The 26,558-nt window shown below is 74.3% G+C and carries 26 protein-coding genes and 1 tRNA gene; 13 read left to right on the top strand and 14 right to left on the bottom strand.

Annotated elements, in window-relative coordinates; translation table 11 throughout:
* Positions 1 to 89: 89 nt before the first annotated feature.
* The 3 genes from ACU616_RS21965 to ACU616_RS21975 all read right to left on the bottom strand — a co-directional run bounded on the left by ACU616_RS21965 (position 90) and on the right by ACU616_RS21975 (position 3,389).
* Positions 90 to 2,354 (bottom strand): NACHT domain-containing protein, encoded by a 2,265-nt coding sequence (locus tag ACU616_RS21965; RefSeq protein ID WP_446760536.1) that lies wholly within the window; start codon positions 2,352 to 2,354, stop codon positions 90 to 92.
* Positions 2,273 to 2,959 (bottom strand): hypothetical protein, encoded by a 687-nt coding sequence (locus tag ACU616_RS21970; protein WP_446760537.1) that lies wholly within the window; start codon positions 2,957 to 2,959, stop codon positions 2,273 to 2,275. Before ACU616_RS21970 ends, ACU616_RS21965 begins: the two co-directional genes overlap by 82 nt.
* Before the next feature lie 139 nt (positions 2,960 to 3,098).
* On the bottom strand, positions 3,099 to 3,389 hold the full coding sequence (locus tag ACU616_RS21975; protein WP_446760538.1) for a hypothetical protein: 291 nt from the start codon (positions 3,387 to 3,389) through the stop codon (positions 3,099 to 3,101).
* 523 nt (positions 3,390 to 3,912) lie between these two features.
* Here ACU616_RS21975 and ACU616_RS21980 point away from each other — a divergent pair.
* Complete coding sequence (locus ACU616_RS21980; RefSeq protein ID WP_446760539.1) at positions 3,913 to 4,752, top strand: hypothetical protein; 840 nt, start codon at positions 3,913 to 3,915, stop codon at positions 4,750 to 4,752.
* A 70-nt stretch (positions 4,753 to 4,822) separates the two neighbouring features.
* Entirely contained in the window at positions 4,823 to 5,503 is a 681-nt protein-coding gene (locus ACU616_RS21985) for a hypothetical protein (protein ID WP_446760540.1), read from the top strand.
* A 19-nt stretch (positions 5,504 to 5,522) separates the two neighbouring features.
* Here the strand turns inward: ACU616_RS21985 and ACU616_RS21990 are convergent, their stop codons facing one another.
* From ACU616_RS21990 to ACU616_RS22010, 5 genes are all read right to left on the bottom strand, one after another.
* Positions 5,523 to 5,984, bottom strand: coding sequence for a hypothetical protein (locus ACU616_RS21990; protein WP_446760541.1), 462 nt, complete (start codon positions 5,982 to 5,984; stop codon positions 5,523 to 5,525).
* 574 nt (positions 5,985 to 6,558) lie between these two features.
* Positions 6,559 to 7,869: a tyrosine-type recombinase/integrase gene (locus ACU616_RS21995; RefSeq protein WP_446760542.1), complete on the bottom strand. Its 1,311-nt coding sequence runs from the start codon at positions 7,867 to 7,869 to the stop codon at positions 6,559 to 6,561.
* The gene (locus tag ACU616_RS22000) at positions 7,866 to 8,456 is read right to left on the bottom strand and encodes a hypothetical protein (RefSeq protein ID WP_446760543.1); all 591 of its coding nucleotides are present in this window, start codon (positions 8,454 to 8,456) and stop codon (positions 7,866 to 7,868) included. The genes ACU616_RS21995 and ACU616_RS22000 overlap by 4 nt, the downstream gene beginning before the upstream one ends.
* Before the next feature lie 269 nt (positions 8,457 to 8,725).
* Positions 8,726 to 8,813, bottom strand: a tRNA-Leu gene (locus ACU616_RS22005).
* Positions 8,814 to 8,829: 16 nt separating this feature from the next.
* Positions 8,830 to 9,927 (bottom strand): GGDEF domain-containing protein, encoded by a 1,098-nt coding sequence (locus tag ACU616_RS22010; protein WP_446760544.1) that lies wholly within the window; start codon positions 9,925 to 9,927, stop codon positions 8,830 to 8,832.
* 87 nt (positions 9,928 to 10,014) lie between these two features.
* On the opposite strand from ACU616_RS22010, the gene ACU616_RS22015 reads away from it, so the two are divergent.
* Positions 10,015 to 11,337 carry a M20/M25/M40 family metallo-hydrolase gene (locus ACU616_RS22015; RefSeq protein WP_446760545.1) on the top strand — a complete coding sequence of 441 codons (1,323 nt, stop codon included), beginning with the start codon at positions 10,015 to 10,017 and terminating at the stop codon, positions 11,335 to 11,337.
* A 61-nt stretch (positions 11,338 to 11,398) separates the two neighbouring features.
* Positions 11,399 to 12,205 carry an SDR family oxidoreductase gene (locus ACU616_RS22020; protein ID WP_446760546.1) on the top strand — a complete coding sequence of 269 codons (807 nt, stop codon included), beginning with the start codon at positions 11,399 to 11,401 and terminating at the stop codon, positions 12,203 to 12,205.
* Positions 12,206 to 12,484: 279 nt separating this feature from the next.
* Here the strand turns inward: ACU616_RS22020 and ACU616_RS22025 are convergent, their stop codons facing one another.
* The gene (locus tag ACU616_RS22025; protein ID WP_091367716.1) at positions 12,485 to 12,688 is read right to left on the bottom strand and encodes a DUF5703 family protein; all 204 of its coding nucleotides are present in this window, start codon (positions 12,686 to 12,688) and stop codon (positions 12,485 to 12,487) included.
* Between the two features lie 142 nt (positions 12,689 to 12,830).
* Here ACU616_RS22025 and ACU616_RS22030 point away from each other — a divergent pair, with 142 nt between their 5' ends.
* Together ACU616_RS22030 and ACU616_RS22035 are read left to right on the top strand one after the other, a co-directional pair.
* Positions 12,831 to 13,091 (top strand): hypothetical protein, encoded by a 261-nt coding sequence (locus ACU616_RS22030; RefSeq protein WP_446760547.1) that lies wholly within the window; start codon positions 12,831 to 12,833, stop codon positions 13,089 to 13,091.
* Positions 13,092 to 13,322: 231 nt separating this feature from the next.
* On the top strand, positions 13,323 to 14,105 hold the full coding sequence (locus tag ACU616_RS22035; protein ID WP_446760548.1) for a DUF2470 domain-containing protein: 783 nt from the start codon (positions 13,323 to 13,325) through the stop codon (positions 14,103 to 14,105).
* Between the two features lie 78 nt (positions 14,106 to 14,183).
* Here the strand turns inward: ACU616_RS22035 and ACU616_RS22040 are convergent, their stop codons facing one another.
* Positions 14,184 to 16,160 carry an ATP-dependent DNA helicase gene (locus ACU616_RS22040; RefSeq protein WP_446760549.1) on the bottom strand — a complete coding sequence of 659 codons (1,977 nt, stop codon included), beginning with the start codon at positions 16,158 to 16,160 and terminating at the stop codon, positions 14,184 to 14,186.
* Positions 16,157 to 17,137, bottom strand: a complete 981-nt coding sequence (locus tag ACU616_RS22045; RefSeq protein WP_446760550.1) for an aldo/keto reductase — start codon at positions 17,135 to 17,137, stop codon at positions 16,157 to 16,159. Before ACU616_RS22045 ends, ACU616_RS22040 begins: the two co-directional genes overlap by 4 nt.
* A 226-nt stretch (positions 17,138 to 17,363) precedes the next feature.
* Between ACU616_RS22045 and ACU616_RS22050 the strand changes: the two genes are divergently transcribed.
* Complete coding sequence (locus ACU616_RS22050; protein WP_446760551.1) at positions 17,364 to 18,197, top strand: undecaprenyl-diphosphate phosphatase; 834 nt, start codon at positions 17,364 to 17,366, stop codon at positions 18,195 to 18,197.
* A gap of 20 nt (positions 18,198 to 18,217) precedes the next feature.
* Here the strand turns inward: ACU616_RS22050 and ACU616_RS22055 are convergent, their stop codons facing one another.
* Positions 18,218 to 19,093, bottom strand: a complete 876-nt coding sequence (locus ACU616_RS22055) for a transposase (RefSeq protein WP_446757353.1) — start codon at positions 19,091 to 19,093, stop codon at positions 18,218 to 18,220.
* Between the two features lie 318 nt (positions 19,094 to 19,411).
* Between ACU616_RS22055 and ACU616_RS22060 the strand changes: the two genes are divergently transcribed.
* Genes ACU616_RS22060 through ACU616_RS22075 form a run of 4 tightly spaced genes read left to right on the top strand, consistent with a single transcriptional unit; the run spans position 19,412 to position 21,896 of the window.
* Positions 19,412 to 20,116: a histidine phosphatase family protein gene (locus tag ACU616_RS22060; RefSeq protein ID WP_446760552.1), complete on the top strand. Its 705-nt coding sequence runs from the start codon at positions 19,412 to 19,414 to the stop codon at positions 20,114 to 20,116.
* A 41-nt stretch (positions 20,117 to 20,157) separates the two neighbouring features.
* Positions 20,158 to 20,709: a DUF3090 family protein gene (locus tag ACU616_RS22065; RefSeq protein WP_446760553.1), complete on the top strand. Its 552-nt coding sequence runs from the start codon at positions 20,158 to 20,160 to the stop codon at positions 20,707 to 20,709.
* 19 nt (positions 20,710 to 20,728) lie between these two features.
* Positions 20,729 to 21,475 (top strand): SCO1664 family protein, encoded by a 747-nt coding sequence (locus ACU616_RS22070; RefSeq protein WP_446760554.1) that lies wholly within the window; start codon positions 20,729 to 20,731, stop codon positions 21,473 to 21,475.
* 34 nt (positions 21,476 to 21,509) lie between these two features.
* Complete coding sequence (locus tag ACU616_RS22075; RefSeq protein ID WP_446760555.1) at positions 21,510 to 21,896, top strand: VOC family protein; 387 nt, start codon at positions 21,510 to 21,512, stop codon at positions 21,894 to 21,896.
* A gap of 33 nt (positions 21,897 to 21,929) precedes the next feature.
* Here the strand turns inward: ACU616_RS22075 and ACU616_RS22080 are convergent, their stop codons facing one another.
* Together ACU616_RS22080 and ACU616_RS22085 are read right to left on the bottom strand one after the other, a co-directional pair.
* Positions 21,930 to 22,646 (bottom strand): maleylpyruvate isomerase family mycothiol-dependent enzyme, encoded by a 717-nt coding sequence (locus tag ACU616_RS22080; RefSeq protein ID WP_446760556.1) that lies wholly within the window; start codon positions 22,644 to 22,646, stop codon positions 21,930 to 21,932.
* 61 nt (positions 22,647 to 22,707) lie between these two features.
* The gene (locus tag ACU616_RS22085) at positions 22,708 to 23,688 is read right to left on the bottom strand and encodes a sugar-binding transcriptional regulator (protein WP_446760557.1); all 981 of its coding nucleotides are present in this window, start codon (positions 23,686 to 23,688) and stop codon (positions 22,708 to 22,710) included.
* A 164-nt stretch (positions 23,689 to 23,852) separates the two neighbouring features.
* Here ACU616_RS22085 and ACU616_RS22090 point away from each other — a divergent pair, with 164 nt between their 5' ends.
* The gene (locus ACU616_RS22090) at positions 23,853 to 25,598 is read left to right on the top strand and encodes a glycerol-3-phosphate dehydrogenase/oxidase (RefSeq protein ID WP_446760558.1); all 1,746 of its coding nucleotides are present in this window, start codon (positions 23,853 to 23,855) and stop codon (positions 25,596 to 25,598) included.
* A 157-nt stretch (positions 25,599 to 25,755) separates the two neighbouring features.
* Complete coding sequence (locus tag ACU616_RS22095; RefSeq protein ID WP_446760559.1) at positions 25,756 to 26,481, top strand: MIP/aquaporin family protein; 726 nt, start codon at positions 25,756 to 25,758, stop codon at positions 26,479 to 26,481.
* Positions 26,482 to 26,558: the final 77 nt, after the last annotated feature.

A 26,558-nucleotide genomic window follows, 5' to 3' on the forward strand; every position in this document is an offset into this window, starting at 1 on the left:
TCCGACCTCCCGCGTAGGCCTGACCCGACGGGATGCCGGACGCAGAACGCGCTACGAGAAAAGTCCGGGGATCAGCGCGCTGTCCGGGGCTAGGCGTAGACCGACCGCGGCAGGTCGGGGCCCACCGGCCGTCGACTGAGCCAGTGCTGGATGTCGGCGCGCACCGTGCTGACGATGTGCCAGTCTGCCGGCGGAACAGCATCGAGGAGCCGGCGCAGAGCATGGCGGGCCACCTCGGTAGTCAAGGCGTCGTCGATCGCCTGGACCTCGGGGCGGGGACCGCGGTGGACGACCCAGGCGTGCGGCACGGACAGCGGGTCGACGGTGGGGTCGTTGTGCGCAGGGTCGAGGGGTTCGGCAGCGACAATCCGGCCACCCAGCAGCTCAAGGAAGGCGCGGGCCGGCTCGGTCTCCTCGGTCAGCAGGTCGGTCAGGTAGTCGCGGACGGATCTGCTCCGGTCGAAGGTCTCCCGGGTGCTGTAGTCCAGGCGCTCGGCCGCCAGCCGGAAGAAGCCGGGGCCGGCGACGATGCGGGAGTCCTGCTTGAGCCACAACTGGCGCGCCGCCGCCGGCAGCGGGCCGGTCCTTCGCCGCCACCAGTCGCAGAGCAGCAGGGCGGCGGCCCGCGGGCCGCCACCTTGCGCGACCGCCGCCGAGGTGGCGCGCACGACGGCGTTCCGGGTGAACTCGTCGTCGGAGGCGAGGAGCAGCGTCTCCGCGAGCACCGGCCAGCCCAGCCCGGGAGTCCTCTGCAGGTCCTCGAGCGCGTGAAGGGCGAGCGCCCTGTTCTTGTCGGGAGACCTCGATGCGAGCCCGTCCTGAACCAGATCAGCGGCGAGTTCGGCACCGGCGGCCGCGAACTGCATCAAGTCGTCGCTGAGGTCCACCTCCCGTAGCAGGGCAAGGACGCTGTCCCGGAGCCACTCGCGGGTGCGGAACAGTTGGCCCGCGGCGAACAACCAGGTGTTGCGCCAGTGTGCGGAGGGCGCCAGCGGCTGCAGCCGGTCGACGACCTCCGCGTCCGCGGCGCCGGTGAGGGCGCGGGCGGCGAGGAACTCCTGCAGGCTGCGGATCTCGAAGCCGACGCTGTCCCCGGCGCCGTGCGGGACCAGCAGCACCAGCCGGTGCAGCGCGGCATCGGCGATCCGGCCGGCGATGGTGTCGGCGTCGTCCTCCGGGAGTCCCTCACCGAGGAGACGTCCGCGGGCGAGCTCGCGCAGCCGGCTGCGGGGGATGGCCGCGCTGACGCCGTCGGCGGTCTCGGCGTCCACCTGGCAGGTGAGGGCAACACGTTCGTGCACCCACTCGACGTCCCGACGGCGGTCCTCCAGCAGCGTGGCGATGTGCCCCTTCTTGTTGATCTCCCGGTTGTAGATCGCCTCGAAGTACGCGTCGAACAGCGCGTACCGCTCCTGCGGAACCCGCTGACGGCGCTCCAGCAGCCGGCACATGATGGTCACCTGGAGCGGCGTCCGCATCATCCGGGCGGTCATCGAGATCCCGGCGGCCTCGACAAGGCGATCGTGGACGTGCGCCCGCAGGTCGGGGTTGTCCGGGTGCCGGAACTTCGACAGGCGGCCGGCGTACGCCAGGGCCTGGTCGGTGGGGAGGTGCTCCAGGGTGACGGGGGCGAAGTCCCGGGCGTCCAGCTCGTCGGCGTACCCCTGGGGACGTGTCGTCGCGACGACGACGACGTCGGCTGCGCCCCCGGCGCCGCTGGCGTCGACGAGGAACCCGGAGATGGCGCTCAGGACCTGCGTGCGCAGGGTTGGGGACGCCACCTCGTCGAGCCCGTCCAGGACGAGCAGCCACGGGTAGCGGCCCAGCCACCGGTTCAGCTGCTGGGACTCGATCTCATACGGCGACTCGACGGTGATCCGCTGAGCGAGATAGCGCAGCAGTGACGCGTGACCTGTGCTGGTGATGAACTCCGCGAAGGCGGCCAGATCGACCCGGATCGGCCAGCGGCGGTTCCGCGGGGTCGGCAGACCGGCCGCCTGGAACTGCTCGGACAGCTCGGCGTGCAGCCGGGCGGCCTCGGGGCTGAGCGCGGCTGAGCCGCTGAGCAGGGCGACGCGGTAGATCTGCGCGAGGAGCGCGGTGAGCGTGGTCTTGCCCTGGCCCGGGCCGCCGACGAGCAGCGCGTGGGGCTCGTCGTGGTCGGGCCGGTACTGGTGCACGGCGTCCGCGTGGTGGACCAGCCAGTCCAGGGTCGGGACCGTCTTGACCTCGTTGACGCCGCCGGTGGTGACGAGGGTGAGGGCCGGGAGGTCTACGCCCACGTTGCCGAGGCTGACCCGGTCGTCGTCGTCGGAGCCCACGGCGTCCAGCGCCACGAACCGCGCCTGGAGCATGTCCCTGACGACGTTGGCGGTGAGGGCGGCGGTGAGGTCCTCGTCGTCGAGGTCGAGGCGCTCGACGATCTGGCCGAGGACGTCCCCGGGGTGAGGAACCCGCCGAAGGCGCGGCGGACGTCGCGCGAGGTGGTGAGCATGGTGGTGATCTGCTGCGCTGGCCACACGCGCCAGGACTTGAGCGGGACCCCGTGGTCCCGGGCGAGGGCTTCCAGCTCGGCGTTGGCCGTGTCGATGCCACCGCCGGCCGCCGACGAGAGCGACACGTTGGTCGCGATGATGAGGTTGTCCGGGATCCGGCCCCTCTGGCGGCGCTCGGACTGTGGGTCGGCCCAGGCCTTGAGCTCCTTCGACATCTCGTTGCGCAACCAGGCGAGGTTGTCCGCCGGGGTGCGCGGTTCGAGGCGGTACTTCGCCTGGACGACGGTCAAGCCGGTCCAGACCTCCTCGGGGCCCATCGGGAGGGCGCCCTTGTAGGACACCTCGCGGCCGCCGTCGGGACCTCGTCCGTAGGCGGTGACCGCAGGGCCGTAGGCGTGCAGGCAGAGCGCGCGGACCATGTCCTCGAACTGCTGCGGGCCCAGGGTGTTCAGGTCGTACTGCACGGGGCCATCTTCGCCGAGGCGAGCCGCAGGCCATCCGAGGCCCGTCGCACGCCGCGAGATCAGGTCCGCGGGTGCCAGCTTCGCCGTCTCCTCGCCGGGTGACACAGGCAGCTGGGGTCAGGGCGCCCTGTCGTGGAGCTCAGCCGGGCACCGTGTCCGGTGGCTCCTTGAGCAGACCGGCGTTGCTGAGCTGCACGAGGATGAGCACCGCGTCGGCCATCGCGGGCCAGGCTGTGCGGATCTCTGTCTCGGCGAGCGCGTAGGCGCCGGCGGGACTGATGCCCTGCACCCGCGTGCGCTCATCGACGTCGGGGACTACGCGCAGAGCGGCCTCGTGGAGCATGTCGCGGCGGTGCAGCAGCAGGTCAACGATCTCCATCGCGTACGGGAAGGTGCCTGGAGTTGTGTGCGGCATCTCGTTGCCGGTCACAGCGTCCTCTCTCGTCCGAAACGGTGCCTACGGCGACGGGAAGGCGCATCACCCGCGCCCCACCACACGAGTACCAGCGCCTACATCACCACCACGGCCAGCAGCCCCAGCGCGACGCCGAGCACGGATTGCGTGCTGCCCCGCCGGTGGCCCATTCATCCCCTGGCGCGGTCGACGGAAACGCCAGCATCCCTACGGCCGCGCCCGCCGGCGGACGGCGTCCTATCGGGAGTGTCGCTCGGCGGACGAGGAGTGTCGCTCAACGGACTGGGCGGCCCGGAGTGTCGTTGCATGGACGCTCCGACACTTCGGTCGGAACTCACGAGGGGTGGTCGTCACGCCGTGTGCCGATCTCTCCATGGCGCTCAACTCAGGTTCGCCCTGCACATGTGTCGTAGCGGGCATGCGGTCGGCTCGGCCTAGCAATGAACCAGGCGCCTGGAATCAGGCGTAGATCATTGATCTGGGGCTGTCCGAAGGTGTCTTCACACTTCGCTCCGTGACTACTCACGCGAAGATGCCCATGAACCCGCCGCTGTTCTGCGCTTACCTCGCAGCACTGTTCGACGGTGACGGCAGTCCTATGTGGTGCGGCTATCGGCGCGGTCAGCGCCGCGGCTACCCCGCGCTGTCCCTGCTGGTCAACACGAGCCGGGCAGCAATGGAACTCACCCAGGGACTGGAGCAGCAGTTCGGCGGCCGTAGCCGGGTCAACCGGAATCGCTACCAGCAGACCTGGCGCGCCGAACGGGAGACGGCGGTGCGTGCGCTGCTGGCCATCGCTCCGTTCTCACTCATCAAGTCGCGGAAGATCGAGCTGGTCGTCCGGCTGGCCACCCTGCAGAAGATGGGCGCGATGCCGACCCGCATGAAGACCCTCGACATGCTGAGGAAGAATGGTCCTAAGCGCCGTGTGCTGAGCCCTAGGCAGTTCACCGAGGCGTCTCTCGAGCTCGACGCGCTCGGTGCCCCGTCGTTCTACGACTGTCCCGCGGAATGGGGACTGCCGCCGATGTCGAACGTCCACCTGGCTGGCGTCATGCCCGTTCTCGCCGCTGGCTTCTTCGACGCGGAGGGCCACATCACGATCACCCGTGACCACTCGCACTGGAAGTGGATCGTCGGCTGGTCCCAGAACGCGTCGACGACCGCCTGGCCCCTGATGGCCCGGCTGAAGGCATGGTCCGGAGGCACGCTCAAGGAGCGCACTGAGGTTTTCTCACCAGGAATCCGCACCAGCTTGAAGGGGACGGTCGGCGCCGCTGGTCAGGGCTGCGGCGAGTCGTTGGCGACGTCGATCACGGCTGCTCGGCGCGGGTCCCGCCACGTGGCACTTGGCACCTCCGCTGGCACATGCGCCTGACCTGCAGTGATGCCTTCCCTGGCCGTCCGCGGACGGCGAATCCTGGTGAGAAAACCTCACTGAGCACGGCGTGACGCGCTGGCAGCTCATCGTCGGCAAGGAGCGGGCGCTGACGGTTCTGGCGGCCATGTATCCCTATCTGACGCTCAAGCATGACCAGGCAGCGCTGGCCATCCGGCTGCTGGGCCTGGGACAGGTCACCGGCGGACCGCAGTACCGGGCAGGTCTCGCCGTGGACGTGGTGCGTGAGGCTCTGCGGGCTCTCAAGGACAGCAGCGCTCGCCGCCAGGTGAAGCGCCGGCAGGGGCAGCGCGTGGTCAAGAACCGGGTCCGCGTCGCGACGCGTCGGCTGGACGCGCTCGGCGCGCCCTCCGCCGAGGACACCGTCCAGCTTCTGCACACCGGCCGGCGGACTCAGACGGTGTCGAAGACGCGCACCCACATCGGCGGGCTGTCCCTGACCGGGGGCGTCGTCCACCTCCACGGTCGGCCCGCCCGGTTCGGTAGCGTGAAGAACGCGCTCATGGTCCCGCTGGTCGGCACGGACGGGCCCGTATCCCACGAGGTACTGCTCAAGGCCGGCTGGCCCGACGGCCGCCAGGTCAGCGCCGAGTGCCGTCGTCAGCACGTCCGCCAGCTGAACGAGAAGCTGCGTCCACTGTCGCTGGTACTGGTCAACATCCGGGGCTACGGCTACGAGCTCGTCCCCATCGGTGCGACGACGCGCCGCCAGGTGGGCGACGCCGCGTAGCCGGTCGCTCTGCACGGCGTCACAGGGCGGTCACCGCTGCCCTCGCAGCGGTCGCTGCGCGGAGGAGAGCCTCTCCGCGCAGCGACCAGGCGTCTCTGCGCATGGCCGCGAGCAGGCTCACGCCAGCCGGCGTCATGTCGGCGTCGGCAAGCAGCACGAGCTCCACGTTTCGCAGAGCGTCCTCGACCCATCGAAGAGCGGCCGCCTTCACCGCCCGGGTGCTCGTGCGGTCGCTGTCGGGGCCGGTCGACCTCGTCCACGTAGGGGACCCGGACGGATAGCTGCGGCGCTCGAGGACCACGTCGTGCGTCTCCCGCGGTCGGTAGCGCACCGTGAGCACGAAAAGACCGTTCGCCCCGAGCACGTGGACACGGTCCTGACGCTCCCGGTAGACGACCCACTGGCGTGGGCTCTCCCAGTAGTCGTGAAGTCTCAGCAGCAGATTCAGTGCCAGCAGGTCGTCTGCGTTGTGTGCGTTCATGAGGGGCACCGTCCGCAGTCGCGAGGGCCGCGCCACCAGGTCGCGTCGCAGGGCATTCAGGCGTGTGCCTGCCGCTTCGGCAGGACGCGGTTGGGCCGAGCCTCCGAGCACCCGGGCGTGGTGGGCTCAGCCCATCGGCGGAGAACGCGTCGGTCTGCTTGCAGCAGCGGGGTAGCTCCGGACCGGTCCACCCATGACCACGACAGTTGACCATCCCTGCGAGTACTGCGGCCGCATCTGCGGACGGGCCGCGCACCGCTCCAGCCGCGGCATCTACTGCGACTTCTGCATCGAGGACTGGAAGTCCTGGGTGTGGTGGGACTGCGACTGCCCGAGATGCCTCCTCGAGCGCGGGAGCCCCACGAAGACAGCGACCTCGGTGTCTGCGAGGGCTGCGGGCTCGTGGAGAACTGGGCAGCCTTCCACTCGGCGACGCCGGGGGTCTACTGCGACGAGTGCGCCGATGTCGACGGATAGCCGTGCGATTGCGAGCCCTGCCAGTCGGCACGCGCGGGCGCGTGACGCCCTCGTCGCAGCGGCAAGTGGAAGCAATCGGAGCTGCGCAAGGAGGCGGTCATTCAGTCGCGTCGTCGACGTTGCTGGCGGCCGGTGGCGAGAAGAGCTCGCGCTTGAGCTGCGCGAGCCGCTCCATGCCCTCCTTGTAGTAGTGCTCACTGGTCGACCCGCCATCGTGGGCCAACTGGAGCTTGGCAGCGGCCTCCCCGCCGGCCTCGTAGAACAGCCGTCCGCTGGTGTGCCGGATGTCGTGCGGCCGGAGTCCGCGGGCGTCGAACCCGGGATGGTGGCGCCGGATGCGGCCGAAGAGGGTCTCGAAGCGCTTGCGGGTCAGCGGCCGGGCCTGCCGTCTGACGAAGTACCCGTCGGCGTCGAAGGTGTCCTCGGGGCGGTAGTAGAAGACGGGGTCGTTGGGGGAGAGGGCAGGGATACCGGTCCGGCGGAGCTCCTCGGGAGCATCCGGGGGAGCAGGCATCCGCGGGCCCCGCTCGAGGGCGTGCGCCACCAGAGCGTCGAGGTGCTCGGGAGTCGACGGCCGGGTGCGGTAGGTGTCCCGCTTCTCGTCCCAGTACGTGATGGTGCAGTCGTCGCGGTTGACTCCTCGACAGCGCAGGGACAGCACCCCGCCGCGGCGCGTGGCCTGGATGACCATGTGCCGCAGGATGAGCCCGTCGAGGGCCGGGTCGTCGCCCGTGGTCGTCGCCAGGCTGTGCAGGGTGACGAAGTCGGGGACGTCGAGGCTGCGGGCGACCCGCTCCTGGCGGGTGGGCATCCGCACGTCACGCGCCACGTTCGCCTCCACGACGCCGTCGCGGCGCATCTCCTCCCACAGCCAACGGCAGGCCTGGACCATCGCCTCCTGGGCGCCCCGGCCGTCGTGGTCGTGCTGTACCCGGCCGTCGGCCTCCCGCTTGGCGTTGCGGACCGTGGTGCGCTGCATGGCGTGCCGCCTGGCCCACCAGGCGGCGTCGGTGAGGTTGTGGCGGGTGACGCGGCGGACGTCATCGCCGCCGTGGGCGCGCATGCGGCTGGAGCAGTCGATGTCGGCGTCCGGGACGCAAGCTGCGGCATGCCCGCCGGTGGCGCACGGGCACGGCCCGGACGCGCAGGCAAGACAGGTGCAGGGACAGGTGTCGGGCATGCCGTCGGCGAGCCGCTGCAGGTACAGCGCCCAGGTTCCGTAGGTCCCCTTGTGGTCGCGGCGCAGGGTCGGCAGCCGCAGCTCCAGCTGCTCCCGCAGGGTGATGCCCGGCGCGGCGCCGACCAGTGCGCTGACGTCGACGCCGCGGTCGCGGGCCTCGTCGAGCAGCGCGGCGAGCCGAGCGGCCAGGTCCTCGCCCTCCGGGACGGGCGGGTGCTCGGTGCTCATCGGGACTCCTCAGCGGTGAGGTGGACGGGGTGGCCGTCGTCGGACGCAGCGGGAAAGGAGTGCAGCCGGCCGCCCGGCAGGGCGGTGAGCGCGGGTCGGGCGGTGGTGGCGCTCGCGGACTGGGCATCGCGGCGCTCGGCGTCGAACAGCTCGTCGAGCCGCGCCTCGAGCCGGCTGGCGGCCATCAGCTCCAGCACGCCGCGCGCGGCGTCGGCCCGGGCGACGACGGTGGCGTTGGCGGCCAGGCCGAGCTGCGCCCGCAGCGGCCCACCGAGCAGGAGCCGCCGCCGCGAGTCCATCTGCAGCGGCGCGGTGTTGTAGCCCGGCCGCGGGCTGCCGTCGGCGCCGGGGAGGAAGACGACGAGGACGCCTCCGTCGCGCTCTGCGGCCAGCTGTACGTCGACGACGGGGCACAGCGGCATCGGCAGGCGGCCCTTTGCGTCCAGGCGGGTGAAGGTGACCCGGGTGTCGGCAGCTGCGGGTTCCGCGGCGCGCACGTGCAGAGGTGCGAGGTCTTGAGCGGTCGGCGCGGCACTCCCGCCTCGCCCGCCGAGCAGGTCGGTGTTGAGCCAGAGCTGGTCGAGCACGACGGCGGACGGCGCGGAGCCGCCGAACGCCCAGCCGGGAACGTCGTCCGGCTGGGAAGCTCCCGGCGGGAGGGCGGGGACGTCACGCGGCCGTGCGGCAGCGCGCTGACCGCGTGGGGACGAGGCGCCGCGCCGGGCGAGCGGCGGCACGGGTGGTGCGGGGCGTGGCATGGCCGAAGCGGTGCTGCTGCTCGGACCGCCGGCGTTCGGATCAAGGTTGCCGGCCGGAAGCTCACCTGATCGAGGGAGGTGGGAGAGCTCCCACTTCGTGGTGTCCGAGGGGGGACTTGAACCCCCACGCCCGATAAAGGGCACTAGCACCTCAAGCTAGCGCGTCTGCCATTCCGCCACCCGGACGAGTGCGGAGCAGAGCTTACCCGACCGTCGGCGCCGGTTCGCGCAGCCCCTGAACGGCCACGGCCGCGCGAGCCGCAGGAGGTGAGGCGAGCGCCACCCGTCCCCGGCCGGCCCGCTTGGCCTCGTACAGCGCCTGGTCGGCCGCCGAGTACAGGCCGTGCAGGTCGGTCGCCTGGTCGGTGGTGTGCGCCACCCCCACGCTCACCGACAGCGCCAGCAGGGTGCCGTCGGGCAGCGGCAGCGGCGTCGCACGGACGGCGTCGTGCACGAGCCCGGCGCGCTCGGCGGCCACCGACGGCGGGCAGTCCGGCAGCAGGACGGCGAGCTCGTCCCCGCCGAGCCGGGAGAGCACCGCGTCGGCGCTGCGCACCTGCTCGCGCAGGATCCCGGCCAGGTGCACGAGGACGGCGTCGCCCACGGGGTGCCCGTGCGCGTCGTTGATCTGCTTGAAGGTGTCGACGTCCAGCAGCAGCAGCGCGGTGCCCGCCGCCGTCCGCCGGCTGCGCCCCCCGGTCAGCGCCTCGTCGAAGACCCGGCGGTTGACCAGCCCGGTCAGCGCGTCGACGCGGGCCTGCTCGCGCAGCGCGTCGACCAGCCGCTCCTGCACCCGGCCGCTGCGGACCAGCATGACCGCCAGCACCGCCAGGACCGCCCCGAAGGTGCCGAGGTCGACGAGCGCCCCGGCCGGCGGGGTGAGGACGAACAGGGTGACGGCCTCGCCGCCGACGGCGACCGACGTCGCCACGGCGATGCCGGTGGGCCGCAGGTGCGACCCCGCCCAGAGCACCGGGAAGACGAAGAACGCCTGGGCGGCGGCCGAGGCGTCGCGGGTGACCAGGTTGAGCGCGCTGATCGCCACGACCCCGCCCAGCGCCGTCGACATCCCCAGGCCGAGCCGGTCGTAGCGCTCCGGCGTCACCAGCCGGCACGCGGCGGCGCCGGCGAGCAGGACGGCGACCACCACCGCGTGGGCGGCCAGGACGGCGACGCCCGCCCCGTGCTGCACGGCCAGGGCGAAGCCGGCGACGACGGCCGCGCAGACCGACAGGATCAGCGTCGACGAGTGCGCCGCCGCCCCCGGGTCCCGCGCTCGCAGCGCCGCCGGCATCTCCATGGCCTGTGCATCGGCAGCGGTGTCAACCGGGTCCAGTGGGGCTCACCCGGCGGGGTGAGCGGCGGGTGCGGTGGCACCATCGGCGGCATGTCCGAGACGACGCCCGCGCCGCGCGCCCAGGACGAGGTCGCCGAGCTGCTGTCCGACCTCATCCGGATCGACAGCACCAACACCGGCGACACCGCCACCAGCGCCGGGGAGCGCCGCGCCGCCGAGTGGGTCGCCGGCAAGCTCGACGAGGTCGGCATCGGCAGCGTCGTCCACGAGTCGGAGCAGGGGAGGGCCAGCCTGGTCGCCCGCATCCCCGGCGCCGACCCGGGCCGCCCGGCGCTGCTGGTGCACGGCCACCTCGACGTCGTCCCCGCCGACCCGGCCGAGTGGAGCGTCCACCCGTTCTCCGGCGAGGAGCGCGACGGCTACGTCTGGGGCCGCGGCGCCGTCGACATGAAGGACATGGACGCGATGGTCCTGGCGCTCGTGCGCGAGTGGGCCCGCACCGGCGTCCGGCCCCCGCGCGACGTCGTCCTGGCCTTCGTCGCCGACGAGGAGGCCGGCGGCCGGCTCGGCGCCCGGTTCCTCGTCGAGGAGCACCCCGACCTGTTCGAGGGCTGCACCGAGGCCATCAGCGAGGTGGGCGGGTTCAGCATCACCGTCCGCGACGACCTGCGCCTCTACCTGGTGCAGACGGCGGAGAAGGGCCTGGCCTGGATGCGGCTGACCGCCGGCGGCCGACCCGGGCACGGCTCGTTCGTCCACGACGACAACGCCGTCACCCGCCTCTGCCAGGCCGTCGCCCGCATCGGCTCCACCCGGCTGCCCACCGTGCTCACCCCGCCGATGCGGCAGTTCCTCGCCGCCGTCGAGGACGCCTACGGCATCGAGATCGACCCCGACTCCCCCGAGGAGGCGCTCGCCCGCCTCGGCAGCATCAGCCGCATGATCGGCGCGGCCCTGCGCAACACCGCCAACCCCACGATGCTCGACGCCGGGTACAAGGCCAACGTCATCCCCGGCACGGCGAGCGCCACCGTCGACGGCCGCTTCCTGCACGGCCAGGAGGAGGAGTTCGAGCGCCAGCTCGCCGCGCTCATCGGCGAGGGCGTGCAGCGCGAGTGGCTGGTGCACGACCAGGCCGTGGAGACGACGTTCGACGGCCCGCTGGTCGACCAGATGGTCGCCGCGCTCGAGGCGGAGGACGACGGCGCCCGCCCGGTGCCGTTCACCATGAGCGGCGGCACCGACGCCAAGAGCTTCGAGCTCCTCGGCATGCGCTGCTTCGGCTTCTCCCCGCTGCGGCTGCCGGCCGACCTGGACTTCGCCTCGTTGTTCCACGGCATCGACGAGCGGGTGCCGGTGGAGTCGCTGCGCTTCGGCGTCCGGGTGCTCGACCGCTTCCTCCGCTCGGTCTGAGCGCGCCCTGCGGGGGAGTGGGGCCGGAGGATGCGGAACACCGTCGTGGTGTGATGCCGGGGTGACCTCTCCCACACCTCCCGGCCCCGGTTCCGTCGCGCTGATCACCGGGGGGACCGGCGGCTTCGGCCGGGCGCTCACCGAGAGGCTGCGCGGGCGCGACGTCACCGTCGTCGTCGCCGACCTCGACTCCGAGCGCAACCGGTCGGTGGCCGAGGAGCTCGGCGCGCACTTCGCCGCCCTCGACGTCACCGACCGCGCCGCGAACGAGGCCGTCGTCGCGCAGGTCGAGGCCGAGCACGGGCGCCTGGACGCCGCCTACCTCAACGCCGGCATCTCGGCGGCCAAGAGCGACGACGCCCTCGACCTCGACGAGTTCATGCGGGTGGTCGACGTCGACCTGTTCGGCGTGGTCTACGGCGTGCAGGCCGCGCGCCCGGCGATCCGGCGGGCCGGCGGCGGGGCGATCGTGGTGACGGCGTCGCTGGCCGGGTTGTCGCCGATGGCCACCGACCCCGGCTACAGCGTGGCCAAGGGCGGGGCGATCGCCTTCGTCCGGGCGATGGCGCCGCGGCTCACCCGCGAGGGCACCACCATCTCGGCGATCTGCCCGGGGTTCGCCGACACCGCGATCATCGACCGCATCCGGCACGAGTTCGAGGCCGCGCAGTTCCCGGTGATCCCCGCCGCCGAGGTGGCCGACGCGATGGTCATGGCCTGGGAGGCCGGGGAGCCCGGTGCCGCCTACGTCATCCAGCCCGGTGTGGGCACGGTGCCCTACCGGTTCAAGGGCGTGCCGAGCGCGAAGACGGTGACCGGCGAGACCGCCGTCGTCCCGGAGGCGCTGCGCCCGCCGTCGATGCGCTGACGCCGTCCTCCCGCACCGCAGCGCGTCCTCCCTCACGTCCCACGGTGAGGGAGGACGCGCCATGATCAGGGAACCTGATCGTGGCCCGCCCGCCCGCCCGCCTCCCGCCCGCCGCTGCCCTACACGCCCCTGGTCACCGCCGGGGGGATCGACCCGCTGGTAGGGCAGGTGCTGCCGCTCGATGAGGCGCCGCAGGCGCTCGCGGCGCCGGCCGACCGGGGCACCGTCGGCAGGGTCGTGCTGGTGCCGTGAACGATCCCGCCCGGAGGACGGGGTCCGTCAGGTGACCGGCATCGGCAGGTAGGACAGCCGCGCCCGCCGCCGCAGGACGGCCTTGCGGGTGCCGTCCGCGTGCAGCTGGAGGCGGGCCAGCTCCCACCCGCCGACGTCGACCTGGAGGCTCAGCATGGTGGCCGCTGCGGACCGGGACGTGCCCGGCGGGATCCGCAGCGGCGCGTACTCGTAGTCGTCGGCGCCGTCCACCCGACCGATCGTGCCACGGCCGGTGCGGCCGGGTCATCCACGCGCTGCCGCCCCGGTCCTCGCGCGTTCCGGTGCTGCCACCGCCACAACCGGACGGCAGGATGGGCGGCGACCCCGACCGCACGACGAGCAGGAGGACGACGTGACCGAGCCCGGTGCCGCGAACGACGCCGACCGCGCCGAGCAGGAGGCGCTCCTCGAGCCCGCCGCGCCGGTGGTGGCCGGCGACGCCGACGCGATCGGCGACGCCGTCCCCGAGGCCGACGCGCTGGAGCAGCAGCTGGCCGCCGCGCCCGGTGCGGCCGGCACCCCCGGTCCGGTCGGAGACCGCGACGCGAACGAGGCCGACGTCCTCGAGCAGCAGGCCGACGTCCCCCTCGACGAGGACGAGCGGGAGGTCTGAGCCCGCGGGGCCGCGGGGTCGGGGTGGCACGGCCGCGCGACCGGGGAGCCCGGGGACGTGCCCTGGACGAGCGTCGTCCTCGGCGCCATGGGCGCGGGCGCGGTCGTGCCGCTGTGCCGGCGGCTGCGGCGGGCGATCGACCTGGACAGCGGGCCCCCGGCCTGACCCGGTGCTTCCTCCCGGCGACAGATGTGGTTAGGCTTGCCTAAGTCACCGTCCCGAGGGGGAGCCTTGACCACCTGCCCCGGTTCCCCGGCCCTGTCCGTGGCCGGCACCGCCGAGCGCGCCCGGACCACCGCCACCCGGCTCCCGGCCGCCCTGTGCCTGCCCGGCCGCCAACCGGCCCGGCCGCTCGCGCACGCCACCACCGCGACCGGTTCCGTGCTCGTGCTGGTGCCCTCCGACGGCGAGGTCGCCGCGGCGCTGGCCGGGCAGGCCGACGTCTCGGCGCTGCTGGTGGTGAGCGACCGCGCGCCGGTGCCGCTGCGCGACCCGGTGCGCGCCACGCTGTGGCTCTCGGGCTGGCTGACCCCGGTGGCGCCGGCCGACCGCACCGCCGCCGCGCTGGACTTCGCCGAGGTGCGGCCCGAGGGCGCCCTGCTCGACGTCGGCGGCGCGGCTGCGCTGCTGCGCCTGGACCTCGCCGAGGTGGTGCTGCGCGAGGGCGGCGCGTGCACCGAGGTGTCCCCGGCCGGGTTCGCCGCGGCCCGGCCCGACCCGCTGGCCGCCGTCGAGGAGCGGGTGCTGCGCCACCTCGAGCGCGACCACCCCGACGTGCTCGCCGCGCTGCGCGGCCGGGTCGCCGTCGGGCCCGGGGAGACGGTGCGGCCCCTCGGCGTCGACCGGTTCGGCTACCGGTTCCGGATCGAGCGGCCGGGCGGGCACCGCGACGTCCGGGTGCGCTTCCCGCGGCCGCTGACCTGCCCCGGCCAGCTGCACGCGGCGACGTCCCGGCTGCTGTGCGCCCTCCGCGCCGCCGGAGACGAGGCAGAGGAAGCCATCCGCACGTGCTAGCGGCCAGGACGTGCGGCGGCCCTCCTGCAGGGGCCCGCCGCGAGCCTGCGAGTGGCGGGGGACAGGAGGGCCCTTCGGCTATGCCTGTGCCAGGTTCTCCTGCAGCAGCGCGGCGAGGCGGGTGCGCCGGGGCCGGACGTCGACCTCCTTCACCGCGCGGGCCAGCGCCTTCCCCGAGGCGTGCACGATCGACAGGTGCTGCTGCGCCCGCGTGAGCGCGGTGTAGACCAGCGGCCGCGAGAGCATCCCGCCGGCCTCCGGCGGCAGCACGACGACGACGCCGGGCCACTCCGAGCCCTGCGCGCGGTGCACCGTGATCGCCCAGCCGTGCCGCAGGTCGGGCAGCGCGTCGCCGGTCACGGTCACCGGTCCGGAGGAGAAGTCGACCGTCAGCGACCCCTCCCCGGTGCCGGTGACGACGCCGACCTCGCCGTTGGCGAAGCCGACCGGCTCGAGGTCGAGGTGGTTGGCGGTGGCCACCACCCGGTCGCCGACGTCGAAGCCGAACACCGTCCCGTCGCCGGGGTTGAGCCGGTCCTTGAGCGCCTTGTTCAGCTCGATGGTGCCGGCCGGCCCGCGGTGCACCGGCGTCACCACCTGCACGTTGCGCGGCTCGATGCCCAGGGCCCGCGGGATCGAGTCGGTGACCAGCTGCACCACCCGCCGCGCCGCCTCGCCGCTGCCCGACGCCGGCACGACGACGACCTCGCGGTCGGGGGAGTCCACCGGCGGCAGCTGCCCGGTGCGCACGGCGCCGGCCAGCCGGGCGATCGCCCCGCCCTCGGCCTGCCGGTAGAGCGTGGTCAGCTCCGTCACCGGGACGGCCCGCGAGTCGATGAGGTCGCCGAGCACGTGGCCGGGGCCGATCGAGGGCAGCTGCGCGGGGTCGCCGACCAGCAGCAGGTGGGTGCCGTCGGGGCAGGCCTCCAGCAGCGCCGCGGTGAGCTCGACGTCGAGCATCGAGGCCTCGTCGACCACCACCACGTCGGCGTCGAGCGGCCACTCCTCGTTGCGGGCGAACCCGCCGCCGAAGCCCTGCGCGCCCAGCAGCCGGTGCACCGTCGTCGCCGGGTGGTCGGTGAGCTCCTCCAGCCGCTTGGCCGCCCGCCCGGTGGGCGCGGCCAGCGCCACCTCGGTGCCCTTGGCCATGAGCAGCTTCACCACGGCCGCCACGGTGCGGCTCTTGCCGGTGCCCGGGCCGCCGGTCAGCAGCGAGACCCCGGCGCCGAGCACCTGCGCAACGGCGGCCTTCTGCGCCTCGTCGAGGCCCTTGGCCACCGACCGGACGGCGGCGGGGTCGGCGATCCGCTCGGCGGTGGCCGCCAGCCGCGCCACGCCCTCGGCGACGGCCTCCTCGGCCATGCCGTAGCGGGCCAGCGACAGCATCCGCAGCGCCGGATCGGGCCCGGGCGGCTCCTCCCCGGACTCCTCGTCCTCCTCCGGCTCGGGCGGCTCGTGGTCGAGCACCTCGCCGGACTCGACCGCCGCGACGATCGCGGCCGCCGGGTCGGCGACGCCCTCGGCGTGCAGCGCGGCCACCACCAGGTCGGCGGGGAGCACGGTGTGCCCGTCGCGGGTCGCCGTCCGCAGGGTCGTGGCGACGATCGCGCGGCCGCGGCGGGTGTCCTGCCGGTCGGCGCCGGGCAGCAGCGAGATGGCCAGCCGGTCGGCGTCGGTGAGGCTCACGTTGTGCAGGCCGAGCAGCGCCCACGGGTCGTCGCGCAGCCGGCGGGCGGCGTCGTCGCCCAGGGTGTCGGCGGCCGAGGACGCCAGCCGCGCCTCCAGCCCGGCGCGCACCAGCAGCTCGACGACGGAGTACGTCGGCTGGGCGGACAGGAAGGAGGAGAACAGCCGCTCGGCGCGCTGCTTGCCGACCCGCGGCATCTTCAGCAGCTTCGCGGCCGTCACGTCGTCGGGGGAGGTGATGCCGGCGGCCGGCAGCTCGGCGACGGCGCGCTTGCCCAGCCCCGGCCACAGGCCCGCGGCGCAGAAGGCGGCGAAGACCGGGTCGCCGGCGGGAGGGGACGGCGCGGTGCTGGTCGAGGGGGTGCTCATCGGGCGGATCTCTGGTCGGGGTAGGAGAAGTGCGGCGCCGAGACGTCCTCCAGCGCCGTCCGGATCGCCGCGGGCAGCCGCACCGCGTCGGCGTCGAGGGAGGCCTGCAGCTGCTCGGCGGTGCGGGCGCCGACGACGGGAGCGACGACGCCGGGGCGGTCGCGCACCCAGGCCAGCGCCACGGCCAGCGGGCTGGTCCCCAGGCCGTCGGCGGCGGTGACCACGGCCTCGACGATGCGCTCGGACACCGCCGAGCGCAGGTCGTCGAGGAAGCCCTGCCACTCCGGGGACGCGCCGCGGGACCCGTCGGGGGTGCCCGAGCGGTACTTGCCGGTCAGCAGGCCGCGGCCCAGCGGCGACCAGGCCAGGACGCCCAGGCCCAGGGCCTCGGCCGCGGGCACCACCTCCCGCTCGACGCCGCGCTGCAGCAGCGAGTACTCGACCTGGGTGCTCACCAGCGGCGTGCGCCCCGGCCACGCGCGCTGCCAGGTCGCGGCCTGCGCGGTCTGCCAGCCGGTGAAGTTGCTGACGCCGACGTAGCGGGCCCGGCCGGAGGCGACGGCGGCGTCGCAGGCGGCGAGGGTCTCCTCGACCGGGGTGTGCTCGTCCCAGGCGTGCAGCTGCCACAGGTCGACGTGGTCGACGCCGAGGCGCTCCAGCGAGGCGTCCAGCGCCGCGAGCAGGTGCCCGCGGGAGCCGCCGCGGCCCATCGGCCCGCGCCCGGTGCGGCCCACCGCCTTGGTGGCCACGAGCAGCTCCGAGCGGGGGACGACGTCGGCCAGCAGCCGGCCCAGGGTGCGCTCGCTCTCGCCGTCGCAGTAGACGTCGGCGGTGTCGACGAGCGTGCCGCCGGCGTCGACGAACGAGGTGAGCTGCAGCGCCGCCTCGTCCTCGTCGGTGTCGCGGCCCCAGGTCATGGTGCCCAGCGCCAGCCGGGAGACGACCAGGCCGCTGCGTCCCAGCGCCCGTTGTTCCACGACCGGCCAACCTACCTCCGGACGGCGTCCCGGGCCGGGGGACGCGGCGGGTGTGGCTCGGGTGTGGGCTCGGGTGTGGGCTCGGGTGTGGGCTCGGGTGTGGGCGACGCCGCGCCGGGGCGTGCCCGGCCGTGCACAGGTCGCCGTCCTAGGGTGTGCGCCCGTGCTCCTGACACCCCTGTGTCCCTCCGCCCGCCCGTCGTCTCGACCGCAGGACTGACCGGCGGTGGGCTGGTTCGAGGCGGTCGTCCTGGGGCTGGTGCAGGGGCTGACGGAGTTCCTGCCGATCTCCTCCAGCGCCCACCTGCGGGTGGTCGGCGAGGCCGCCGGCTGGGGTGACCCCGGCGCGGCGTTCACCGCGATCACGCAGATCGGCACCGAGGCCGCGGTGCTGCTCTACTTCCGGCGCGACATCGGCCGGATCGTCGCCGCCTGGGTGCGGGCGCTGTTCGACCGCTCCCGCCGCAGCGACCCCGACGCCCGCACCGGCTGGCTGATCATCGTCGGCAGCATCCCGATCGGCGTCCTCGGCCTGCTCTTCCAGGACGACATCGAGACGACGCTGCGCGACCTGCGGATCGTGGCCATCTCGCTGGTCGCCTTCTCCCTGGTCCTGTACTGGGCCGACCGGGTCGGCCGCAAGCGCCGGGAGCTGCGCCACCTGACGGTGCGCGACGGGCTGCTGTTCGGCCTGGCCCAGGCGATGGCCCTGGTGCCCGGTGTGTCCCGCTCGGGCGGCACGATCACGATGGGGCTCTTCCTCGGCTACACCCGGGCCGCGGCGGCGCGGTACTCCTTCCTGCTGGCCGTGCCCGCCGTCCTCGCCTCGGGCCTGTTCCAGGTGTACGAGTCGCTGACCGGCGAGGTGGCCGGCGAGACGGTCAGCTGGGGGCCGACGCTGCTGGCCACGGTGATCGCCTTCGCCGTGGGCCTGTCGGTCATCGCCTGGCTGCTGCGCTACCTCGACCGCGGCACGTTCACGCCGTTCGTCGTCTACCGGGTGGTGCTCGGCCTGGCGCTGCTGGCCCTCGTCGGCGTCGGCGTGCTCTCCCCCACCTGAGGCGCGTTATGTGGGTTGGGTTACGCCAGCCTGAGGTCGGTGGAATGAACGCGTAGCAGGGTGTGCGCGGCGATGGTGGCGGCGGTGCGGGTCAGCAGGCCCCAGAAGGTGTGGGCGCCGTGGCGGGCCAGCTCCATCCGGTCGGTGAGCTCGCCGAAGGTGACCTCGATGTGGTTGCGCCAGCGGGCGATCACCTGGCGCAGGGCGCTGGGCATGTTCGGGCGCTGGGCCTTGGTGGGCGGGGTGAGCACGGCGGTGCCGCGGGCGGCGCAGGCGGCGGTGAAGGCCCGACCGGTGAAGCCCTTGTCGACCAGCAGGTCACGCGGTGCTGGCCCGGCGGCGAGCAGATCGGTCGCGACGTCGCGTTCGTTGACCGCGGCGGGCACGATGCTCCAGGCGCGCACCAGCCGCGATCCCAGATCGGTGCGGACGGCCAGCCGGAAGCCGTAGAACCACTCTCCGTGCGCGCCGTCGCGGCCGAAGCCGGCGACCAGCTCGTGCGGGCCGACCCAGCCATCGGGGCCGCGGACCCGGGAAGGGTGCTTGACCGGCAGCGCGCTGGTGTCGATCTGGGCGCAGTCATCGAGCGGGCACCGGGCCACCAGCGCGGCGCGCAGCTGCTCGAAGGCCGCCCACAGCCAGCGGATGCGCCGGTTGGCCTCCGACTGGTGGGGCAGCCGGGGAAACAGGTGCGCGAAGTCGCGGGCGACCTCGGCGAGGAACCCGGCTTCGCTGCGCCGGCCCAGCAGATGGCGCACCAGCGCGATGGTGAGCAGTTCGGCGTCGCTGCAGGCCGGCGCCGGACCCGGCCGCACCGGAATGGTCACTTCTGCGGCGGCGATGGCGTCGTCGACGAGCACGTAGACGTGGACGAGGAGGTTCTCGGTGGGCAGCATGAGAGGCGCCTCTGCGGACGAGGGGTCTTCGACAACCGCCACGTTCCGCAGAGGCGCCCTCATGTCAAGCCATCAGTTGCCGCGGGCAACCCACATAACGCGCCTGAGGGGGCGGCGACGATCAGGGAACCTGATCGTCGCGTGTCCTCCCGCACGGTGCGCGGTGGGGGAGGACGCGCTGCGGTGGGGGAGGACGCGCTGCGGTGGGGGAGGACGCGCTGCGGTGGGGGAGGACGCGCTGCGGTGGGGGAGGACGCGCGGCGCCCGCGCCCCGCCGAGGGACGGCGCGGTCGGGGACGCCGCCCTAGGCTCCACCGCGTGACCACCGTCATCCTGCTGCGGCACGGCCGGACGACCGCCAACGCGGGAGGCGTGCTCGCCGGGTGGACGCCGGGGGTCGAGCTCGACGAGACCGGGCAGGCGCAGGTGGCGGCGGTGGGGGCCCGGCTGGCGCCCGTGCCGCTGGCCGCGGTGGTCAGCAGCCCCCTGGACCGCTGCCGGCAGACCGCCGGCGCCGTCCTCGCCGGCCGCGACCTGGAGCTGCAGACCGACGAGCGGCTCGGCGAGGCCCGCTACGGCGACTGGACCGGCCGCCCGCTCACGGAGCTGGTCAAGGACCCCCTGTGGAAGGTCGTGCAGCAGCACCCCTCCGCGGCGGTGTTCCCCGGGCCCGAGGGGGAGGGGCTCGCGCAGACCCAGTCCCGCGCGGTGGCCGCCGTCCGCGAGTGGAACGCCCGCCTGGGCCCCGACGCGGTGTGGCTGGCCTGCAGCCACGGCGACGTCATCAAGGCCGTCCTCGCCGACGCCCTGGGCCTGCACCTGGACGCCTTCCAGCGGATCGTGGTCGACCCGGCGTCGATCTCGGTGGTCAGCTACACCGACACCCGCCCGTTCGTGCTGCGCGTCAACGACACCGGCGGGGACGTCACCGCGCTGGTCCCGCCCAAGAGGAAGGGCCGGCGACGCCGGAAGGCCGACTCCGACGCCGTGGTCGGCGGCGGGGCCGGCGCGGCCGTGACCTGACGGTCGGCGCCGGTGTCGGCGGCCCCGCGTAACCTGATCGCGTGTCCCGCCAGGTCTACCGCTTCGACCGCCCGTCCCGGTTCGTCGCCGGCACGGTCGGCCAGCCGGGGGAGCGGACCTTCTACCTGCAGGCCTCCGACGCCGAGGGCCGCGTGGTCAGCGTCGCGCTGGAGAAGTCGCAGGTGCAGGTGCTCGCCGAGCGCATGGACGAGCTGCTCGACGAGATCGCCACCCGGCCCGGCACCGTCGTCCCCGCCCAGGCCGAGGTCGACGACCTCGAGCCGCTCACCGCGCCGGTCGACGAGGAGTTCCGCGTCGCCGCGATGGGCCTGGCCTGGGACGGCGAGGCGCAGGCCGTCGTCGTCGAGGCCGTGGCCGCCGGCGAGGAGCCCGTCGACGAGGACGCGATCCTCTCCGACGCCGAGGACGGCCCCGACGCGCTGCGGGTCACCATCACGCCCGGCGCCGCGCGCTCCTTCGTGGCGCGCGCCCGCCGCGTCGTCGCCGCCGGCCGGCCGTCCTGCCCGCTGTGCTCGCTGCCGCTGGACCCCACCGGGCACGTGTGCCCCCGGCAGAACGGCTACCGCCGCTGAACCGGGTACCGGACCGGCGATGAGCGAACACCCCGCGGCCGGGCTGCGCGCCCCCGCCGACGACGCCGAGATGCGGACCCTGCTGCTCGAGGGCGAGATCGACCTCGAGGGCCGCATGCTCGACGCCAGCAACGTCACCCTCGTCGGCGCCATCCGCACCGCCGCCCTCGAGGCCGAGTGCGTCTACAAGCCGGTGGCCGGCGAGCGCCCGCTGTGGGACTTCCCCGACGGCACGCTCGCCGGGCGCGAGGTGTCCGCGGCGCTGGTCAGCGAGGCCACCGGCTGGTCGGTCGTGCCGCCCACCGTGCTGCGCGAGGGCCCGTTCGGCCCCGGCATGGTGCAGCTGTGGATCGACGGCGACCCCGACGTCGACCTGCACCGGTTCGTGCGCTCCGACCACCCCGGCCTGCGCCGCATGGCCGTCTTCGACGCGGTGGTGAACAACGCCGACCGCAAGGGCGGGCACATCATCCCGACGTCGTCGGGGCACGTGTACGGCGTCGACCACGGCATCTGCTTCTCCACCGACCCGAAGCTGCGCACGCTGCTGTGGCGCTGGGCGGGCAAGCCGCTGCCGCTGGAGGCGCTGGCCGTGCTGGAGCGGCTGGCCGACGACCTGCGCGGCGACCTCGGCGAGGCGCTGCACGAGCACCTCACCCGCCGCGAGGTGCGCTGCACCCAGCAGCGGGTGGCCGAGATGCTGCGCACCCAGCTGCACCCCGAACCCAGCGGCGACTGGCCGGCGCTGCCCTGGCCGCCGTTCTAGCCCCGCCCTCGGTGGGGCGGGCAGCATCCCGCGCATGGCGCACCGCAGCCGACTGGCGATCCTCCTGCTCGACCTGCCACCGGAGGTCCACGCCGCCGGCACCGCGTTCTGGGCCGGTGCGACCGGGCGCCCCGCCGTCCCGGACGCCACGGACGCCGACTGGGTCTCGCTGGGCTCCTTCGCCGACGGCGTCCACCTGGAGGTGCAGCGCACCGGAGCGGGGACGCCGCCGCGCTGGCACGTCGACGTCGAGACCGACGACGTGCCCGCCGAGGTGGCGCGGCTGGAGGCGCTCGGGGCCACCCGCCACCGCGACATGGGCTCGTTCTGGCAGATGCTCGACCCGACCGGCCTGGTGTTCTGCGTGGTCGGCGTGCAGACCGGCGAGGAGTTCGACCGGTACGCCGTCACCTGGCCCTGACCGGGGGCCCGCAGGCGGAGGAGGACGGCGGCCTCAGTCGAGGCGCACCCGGTCGATCATCGCGGCCGCCTGCAGGCCGTCGCCGTCGACGGTGAGCACCTCCAGCGGCACCCGCCGCCAGACGGCCAGCAGCAGGTCGCCGGCGTTCCCGCGCACCGTCGCGACCGGCCACGGCCGGCTGCCGGCGAACAGCGTGCGCTCGACCCCGGCGTCGATGGCGTGCAGCACCACCGGGTGCGCGCCCTCGGGTGGGCCGTCGGGGAAGACCCCGGGCACGACCACCTCCAGCCACTCGTCGAGCCCGTCGAGACCGACGTCGGCGGGGACGGGCCGGACGTCGCCGAGGACCTGCTCGACGTCGACGGTGTGCACGACCGCCTCGTGCACCTGCCGCCGCAGCACGAAGGCGACGTCGTGCCGCGGCGCCCACGTCCACACCCGCTCGGCGGGGTCGGCGGCGGCCAGCGCGGTCTCCAGCTCCGCGGACTGCCCGGCCGACCAGCCCAGCAGCTCGTCGTCGGGACGGCGGCGCGGCGTGTCGTACCCACCGGGGTCCGGCGCGCGGGTGCGCACCACCCACGCCCAGAAGTGCTGCACCGAACCCAGGTGCCAGACCAGGTCGGCCAGCGTCCACCCCGGGCAGCCGGGGACCGGGGCGGCCCACCCGGTGGCCAGCACGGCCTCGGCCGCGGCGTCGGCGAAGCGGGCGTCGGCCCGGCGCAGCTCCGGCAGGTACGCGGACGGCTCCACGGACGCCTCCTCGCGGGACGGGGTGCCCGACGCTAGCCCCGCACGGGTCAGCGGCTCCAGGTCAGCGGCTCCAGAGCGCCGGGGGCCTCGGGACCGGGCGGCGCGCCAGCAGCTCCTGCGCCGTCCGCTCGTCGAGCACCAGGTCGGTGACCAGCCCGCCGGCCAGCGCCGCGGCCAGCCCGACCACCTTGTTGCTGCCGACGACGGCGCACACCCGCCGGGGGACCCGGCGCAGCGCCGGCGGCAGCAGGCCGCTGGTGCGGGCGTTGAGCGGGATGCCGTCCCAGGAGCCGTCCGCGCGCAGGAACACCGTGCACACGTCCCCGACGACGTGGGCGGCGGCGAGGTCGGCGCGGTCCCCGGCGGTCAGGTAGCCCTCGGTGTACACCCGGGAGCGCACCGCGCCGGCCACCGCGCCGATGCCGAACAGGGCGACGTCGGCCGCCTGCTGGATGCCCAGCACCCGGCGCACGCTGCGCTCGCGCCACATCGCCTGGCGCGTCTCGGGCCGGTCGAAGAAGGCCGGCACCGGGAAGTGGTGCACCTGCGCGTCCCACGCCCGGCCGAACCGGCCCAGGACGTCGCTGCCGTACCCGACGCCGCTGCTGTGGGTGTTCATCGCCCCGTTGAGCTGGACGACGTGCGCGTCGCGCAGCGGCCGGGCGCGCAGGTGCTCGCCGACGGCGCTGGTGGTGGTGCCCCAGGCCAGCCCGAGGGTGGACCCCGGTGCCATGACCTCGTCGAGCACCGCGGCGGTCTCGGCGGCGACCAGGCGCAACCGGGTGAGGTCGGGCGCGTCGTCGGGCACGGCGACCACGCGCGCGGAGACGCCGTGCCGGTGGCCCAGCTCCAGCGCCATGGCGGCTGCACGTCCGTGCACGGGGTTCACCGACACCGAGACGACCCCCGTCGCCCGCGCCGTGTCGAGGGCGCGGGAGATCGTCGACCGGGAGACACGCTCCTCGACGGCGATCTCGTCCATCGTGGCCCTGTCCAGCCAATACCGGCGGGCCACCCGCTCGACCCGGTCGTCCCCCGGCATCGCCGTCCTCCCCGCCGGCGCGCTGCCGACCGCGACCGACGGTAGTCCGTGCGTGCACAGACGTGCAGCCCTCTTGCCCGGGACGCACGACAGCGGGAGGTTTCCCCTGTTCCGGGGAGCCGGCACCAGCGCCGGGTCCCAGCGCACCACCCAGGAGTGCCACCGTGCCCACCGCCTTGTCACCGCAGAACCGCAGCGACGCGCTCGACCGCATGTCCGGCCAGACCCTCGACGTCCTCGTCATCGGCGGCGGGGTCACCGGCGCCGGCGCCGCCCTCGACGCCGCCAGCCGGGGTCTCGACGTCGGGCTGCTCGAGCAGCGCGACTGGGCCTCGGGCACCTCCAGCCGGGCCAGCAAGCTCGTCCACGGCGGCCTGCGGTACCTGGAGATGCTCGACTTCGCCCTCGTGCACGAGGCCCTGCACGAGCGCGGGCTGCTCGTCGGCCGCCTCGCCCCGCACCTGGTGCACCCGGTGCCCTTCCTCTACCCGCTGCGCCACCGGGTGTGGGAGCGGGTCTACACCGGCGCTGGCATCGCCCTCTACGACACCCTCGGCGGGCTGCTGGGCCGCGTGGGCGGCCGGGGCGTCCCCCTGCACCGGCACCTGTCGAAGAAGGCGCTGCGGCGGGTGGCCCCGTCGCTGCGCGACGACGTCGCCATCGGCGCCATCCGCTACTGGGACGCCAAGGTCGACGACGCCCGCCTCGTGCAGGTGCTCGTGCGCACCGCCGTCGGCCACGGCGCGCTGGCCGCCAGCCGCACCCAGGTCACCGGCTACCTCGAGGAGGGCGGCCGGGTGGCCGGCGTGCGCGCCGTCGACCTGGAGACCGGCCGCGAGCTCACCATCCGCGCCCGCCACGTCGTCGGCGCCACCGGCGTGTGGACCGACCAGACCCAGGAGCTCTTCCGCGCCCAGGGCCTCACCGTGCGGGCGTCGAAGGGCGTGCACATCGCCGTGCCGCGCGACGTGATCGCCGGCGAGGACGGCGTCATCCTGCGCACCGAGAAGAGCGTGCTGTTCATCATCCCGTGGCCCACCCACTGGGTGATCGGCACGACCGACACCCCCTGGGACCTCGCCAAGGACCACCCGGTCGCCTCGGCCGCCGACGTCGACTACCTGCTCGAGCACGCCAACGCCGTCCTGACCCGCCCGCTGACGCGCGCGGACGTCCTCGGCGTCTACACCGGCCTGCGCCCGCTGCTGCAGCCGGTCGACGACGGCAGCGGCTCGACGACGAAGGTCTCCCGCGAGCACACCGTGGCCACCGTCCGGCCCGGGTTGACCGTGATCGCCGGCGGCAAGTACACGACCTACCGGGTGATGGCCCGCGACGTCGTGGACATGGCGCTGACCGACCGGGCACCGGGGGAGGACCCCGACGCCGCCGTCCCCGCCTCGCTCACCGAGGAGCTGCCGCTGGCCGGCGCCGACGGCTACCGGGTGCGGTGGAACCGCAAGAGCCACCTGGCCGCCGCGCACGGCTGGACCGAGACCCGCGTCGAGCACCTGCTCGACCGCTACGGCAGCCTCGTCGACGAGGTGCTCGCCCTGGTCGACGCCGACCCCGACCTCGGCCGGCCGCTAGAGGGGGCGCCGGACTACCTGCGCGCCGAGGTCGTCTACGCCGTCACCGCCGAGGGGGCGCTGCACCTGGAGGACGTCCTCACCCGCCGCACCCGGCTGTCCTACGAGCAGGCCGACCGGGGGACGGCGTCGGCCCGCCCGGCCGCCGCGCTCATGGCCGGCCTGCTGGGCTGGGACGACGCCCAGGTGGAGCGGGAGATCGCCACCTACCTGGCGCGGGTGGAGGCCGAGCGGGCCGCCGAGGCCATGCCCGACGACGACTCCGCCGAGGCCGCCCGGCTGCAGGCGCCGGAGATCACCCCCTTCGCCAGCGCCTCCTGAGGACCACGGCCGGGCCGCCGCGACCGGCGGCCCGGCCGCAGACCTGACCACGTCGTCCGTTCCCACCGGAGGGAGGTGCTCCCCGGGACCCCGCACGACCCGCCCCCTCGGGGCGGGGCCCCCACCAGCACCACTGGACACAGAGAGGTGTCTTGACGTGTCACTGGTCTCCGTCTTCTTCTCCGAGGTGCTCGGCACCGGACTGCTGCTGCTGGGCGGTGTCGGCGTCGTCGCCAACGTCCTGCTCACCGAGTCCAAGGGCCGCGGCGCCGACTGGCTCCTGATCAACTTCGGCTGGGGCCTGGCGGTCTTCATCGGCGTCTTCGCCGGCTACCGCAGCGGCGCCCACCTCAACCCGGCCGTCACCCTGGGCCTGTGGGCCTCCGGCGCCGACGAGTACGCCCCCGGCGTCGACATCACGCTCGGCAGCACGCTGGTGTACCTCGCCGGCGAGTTCGTCGGCGCCTTCCTCGGCGCCGTCGTCGCCTGGCTGGCCTACCACGAGCACTACGCCGCCCACCCGGACCCGGGCGAGGTCCTGGCGACGTTCTCCACGGGACCGGCGATCCGCGCCTACCCGTGGAACGTCGTCACCGAGGTCATCGGCACCTTCGTGCTGGTCTACGTCATCCTCAAGTTCGGCAACACGCCGACCGAGATCGGCCCGCTCGGCGTCGCCCTGCTCGTCATCGGCATCGGCGCCTCGCTCGGCGGGCCGACCGGCTACGCCATCAACCCCGCCCGCGACCTGGGGCCCCGCGTCGCGCACGCCGTGCTGCCCATCCGCGGCAAGAAGGGCAGCGACTGGGGGTACGCGTGGGTCCCGGTGGTCGGCCCGATCGTCGGCGGTGTGGTCGCCGGCTTCCTCTCCCAGGTCTTCTGACCCGTCCCTGCCTCCTCTCGCCCGGACCCCTCACCTGCACCTCTCACCTGCACCCCTCACCTGCAACGACGCACCGG

This window comes from Geodermatophilus sp. URMC 62, from assembly GCF_052931475.1.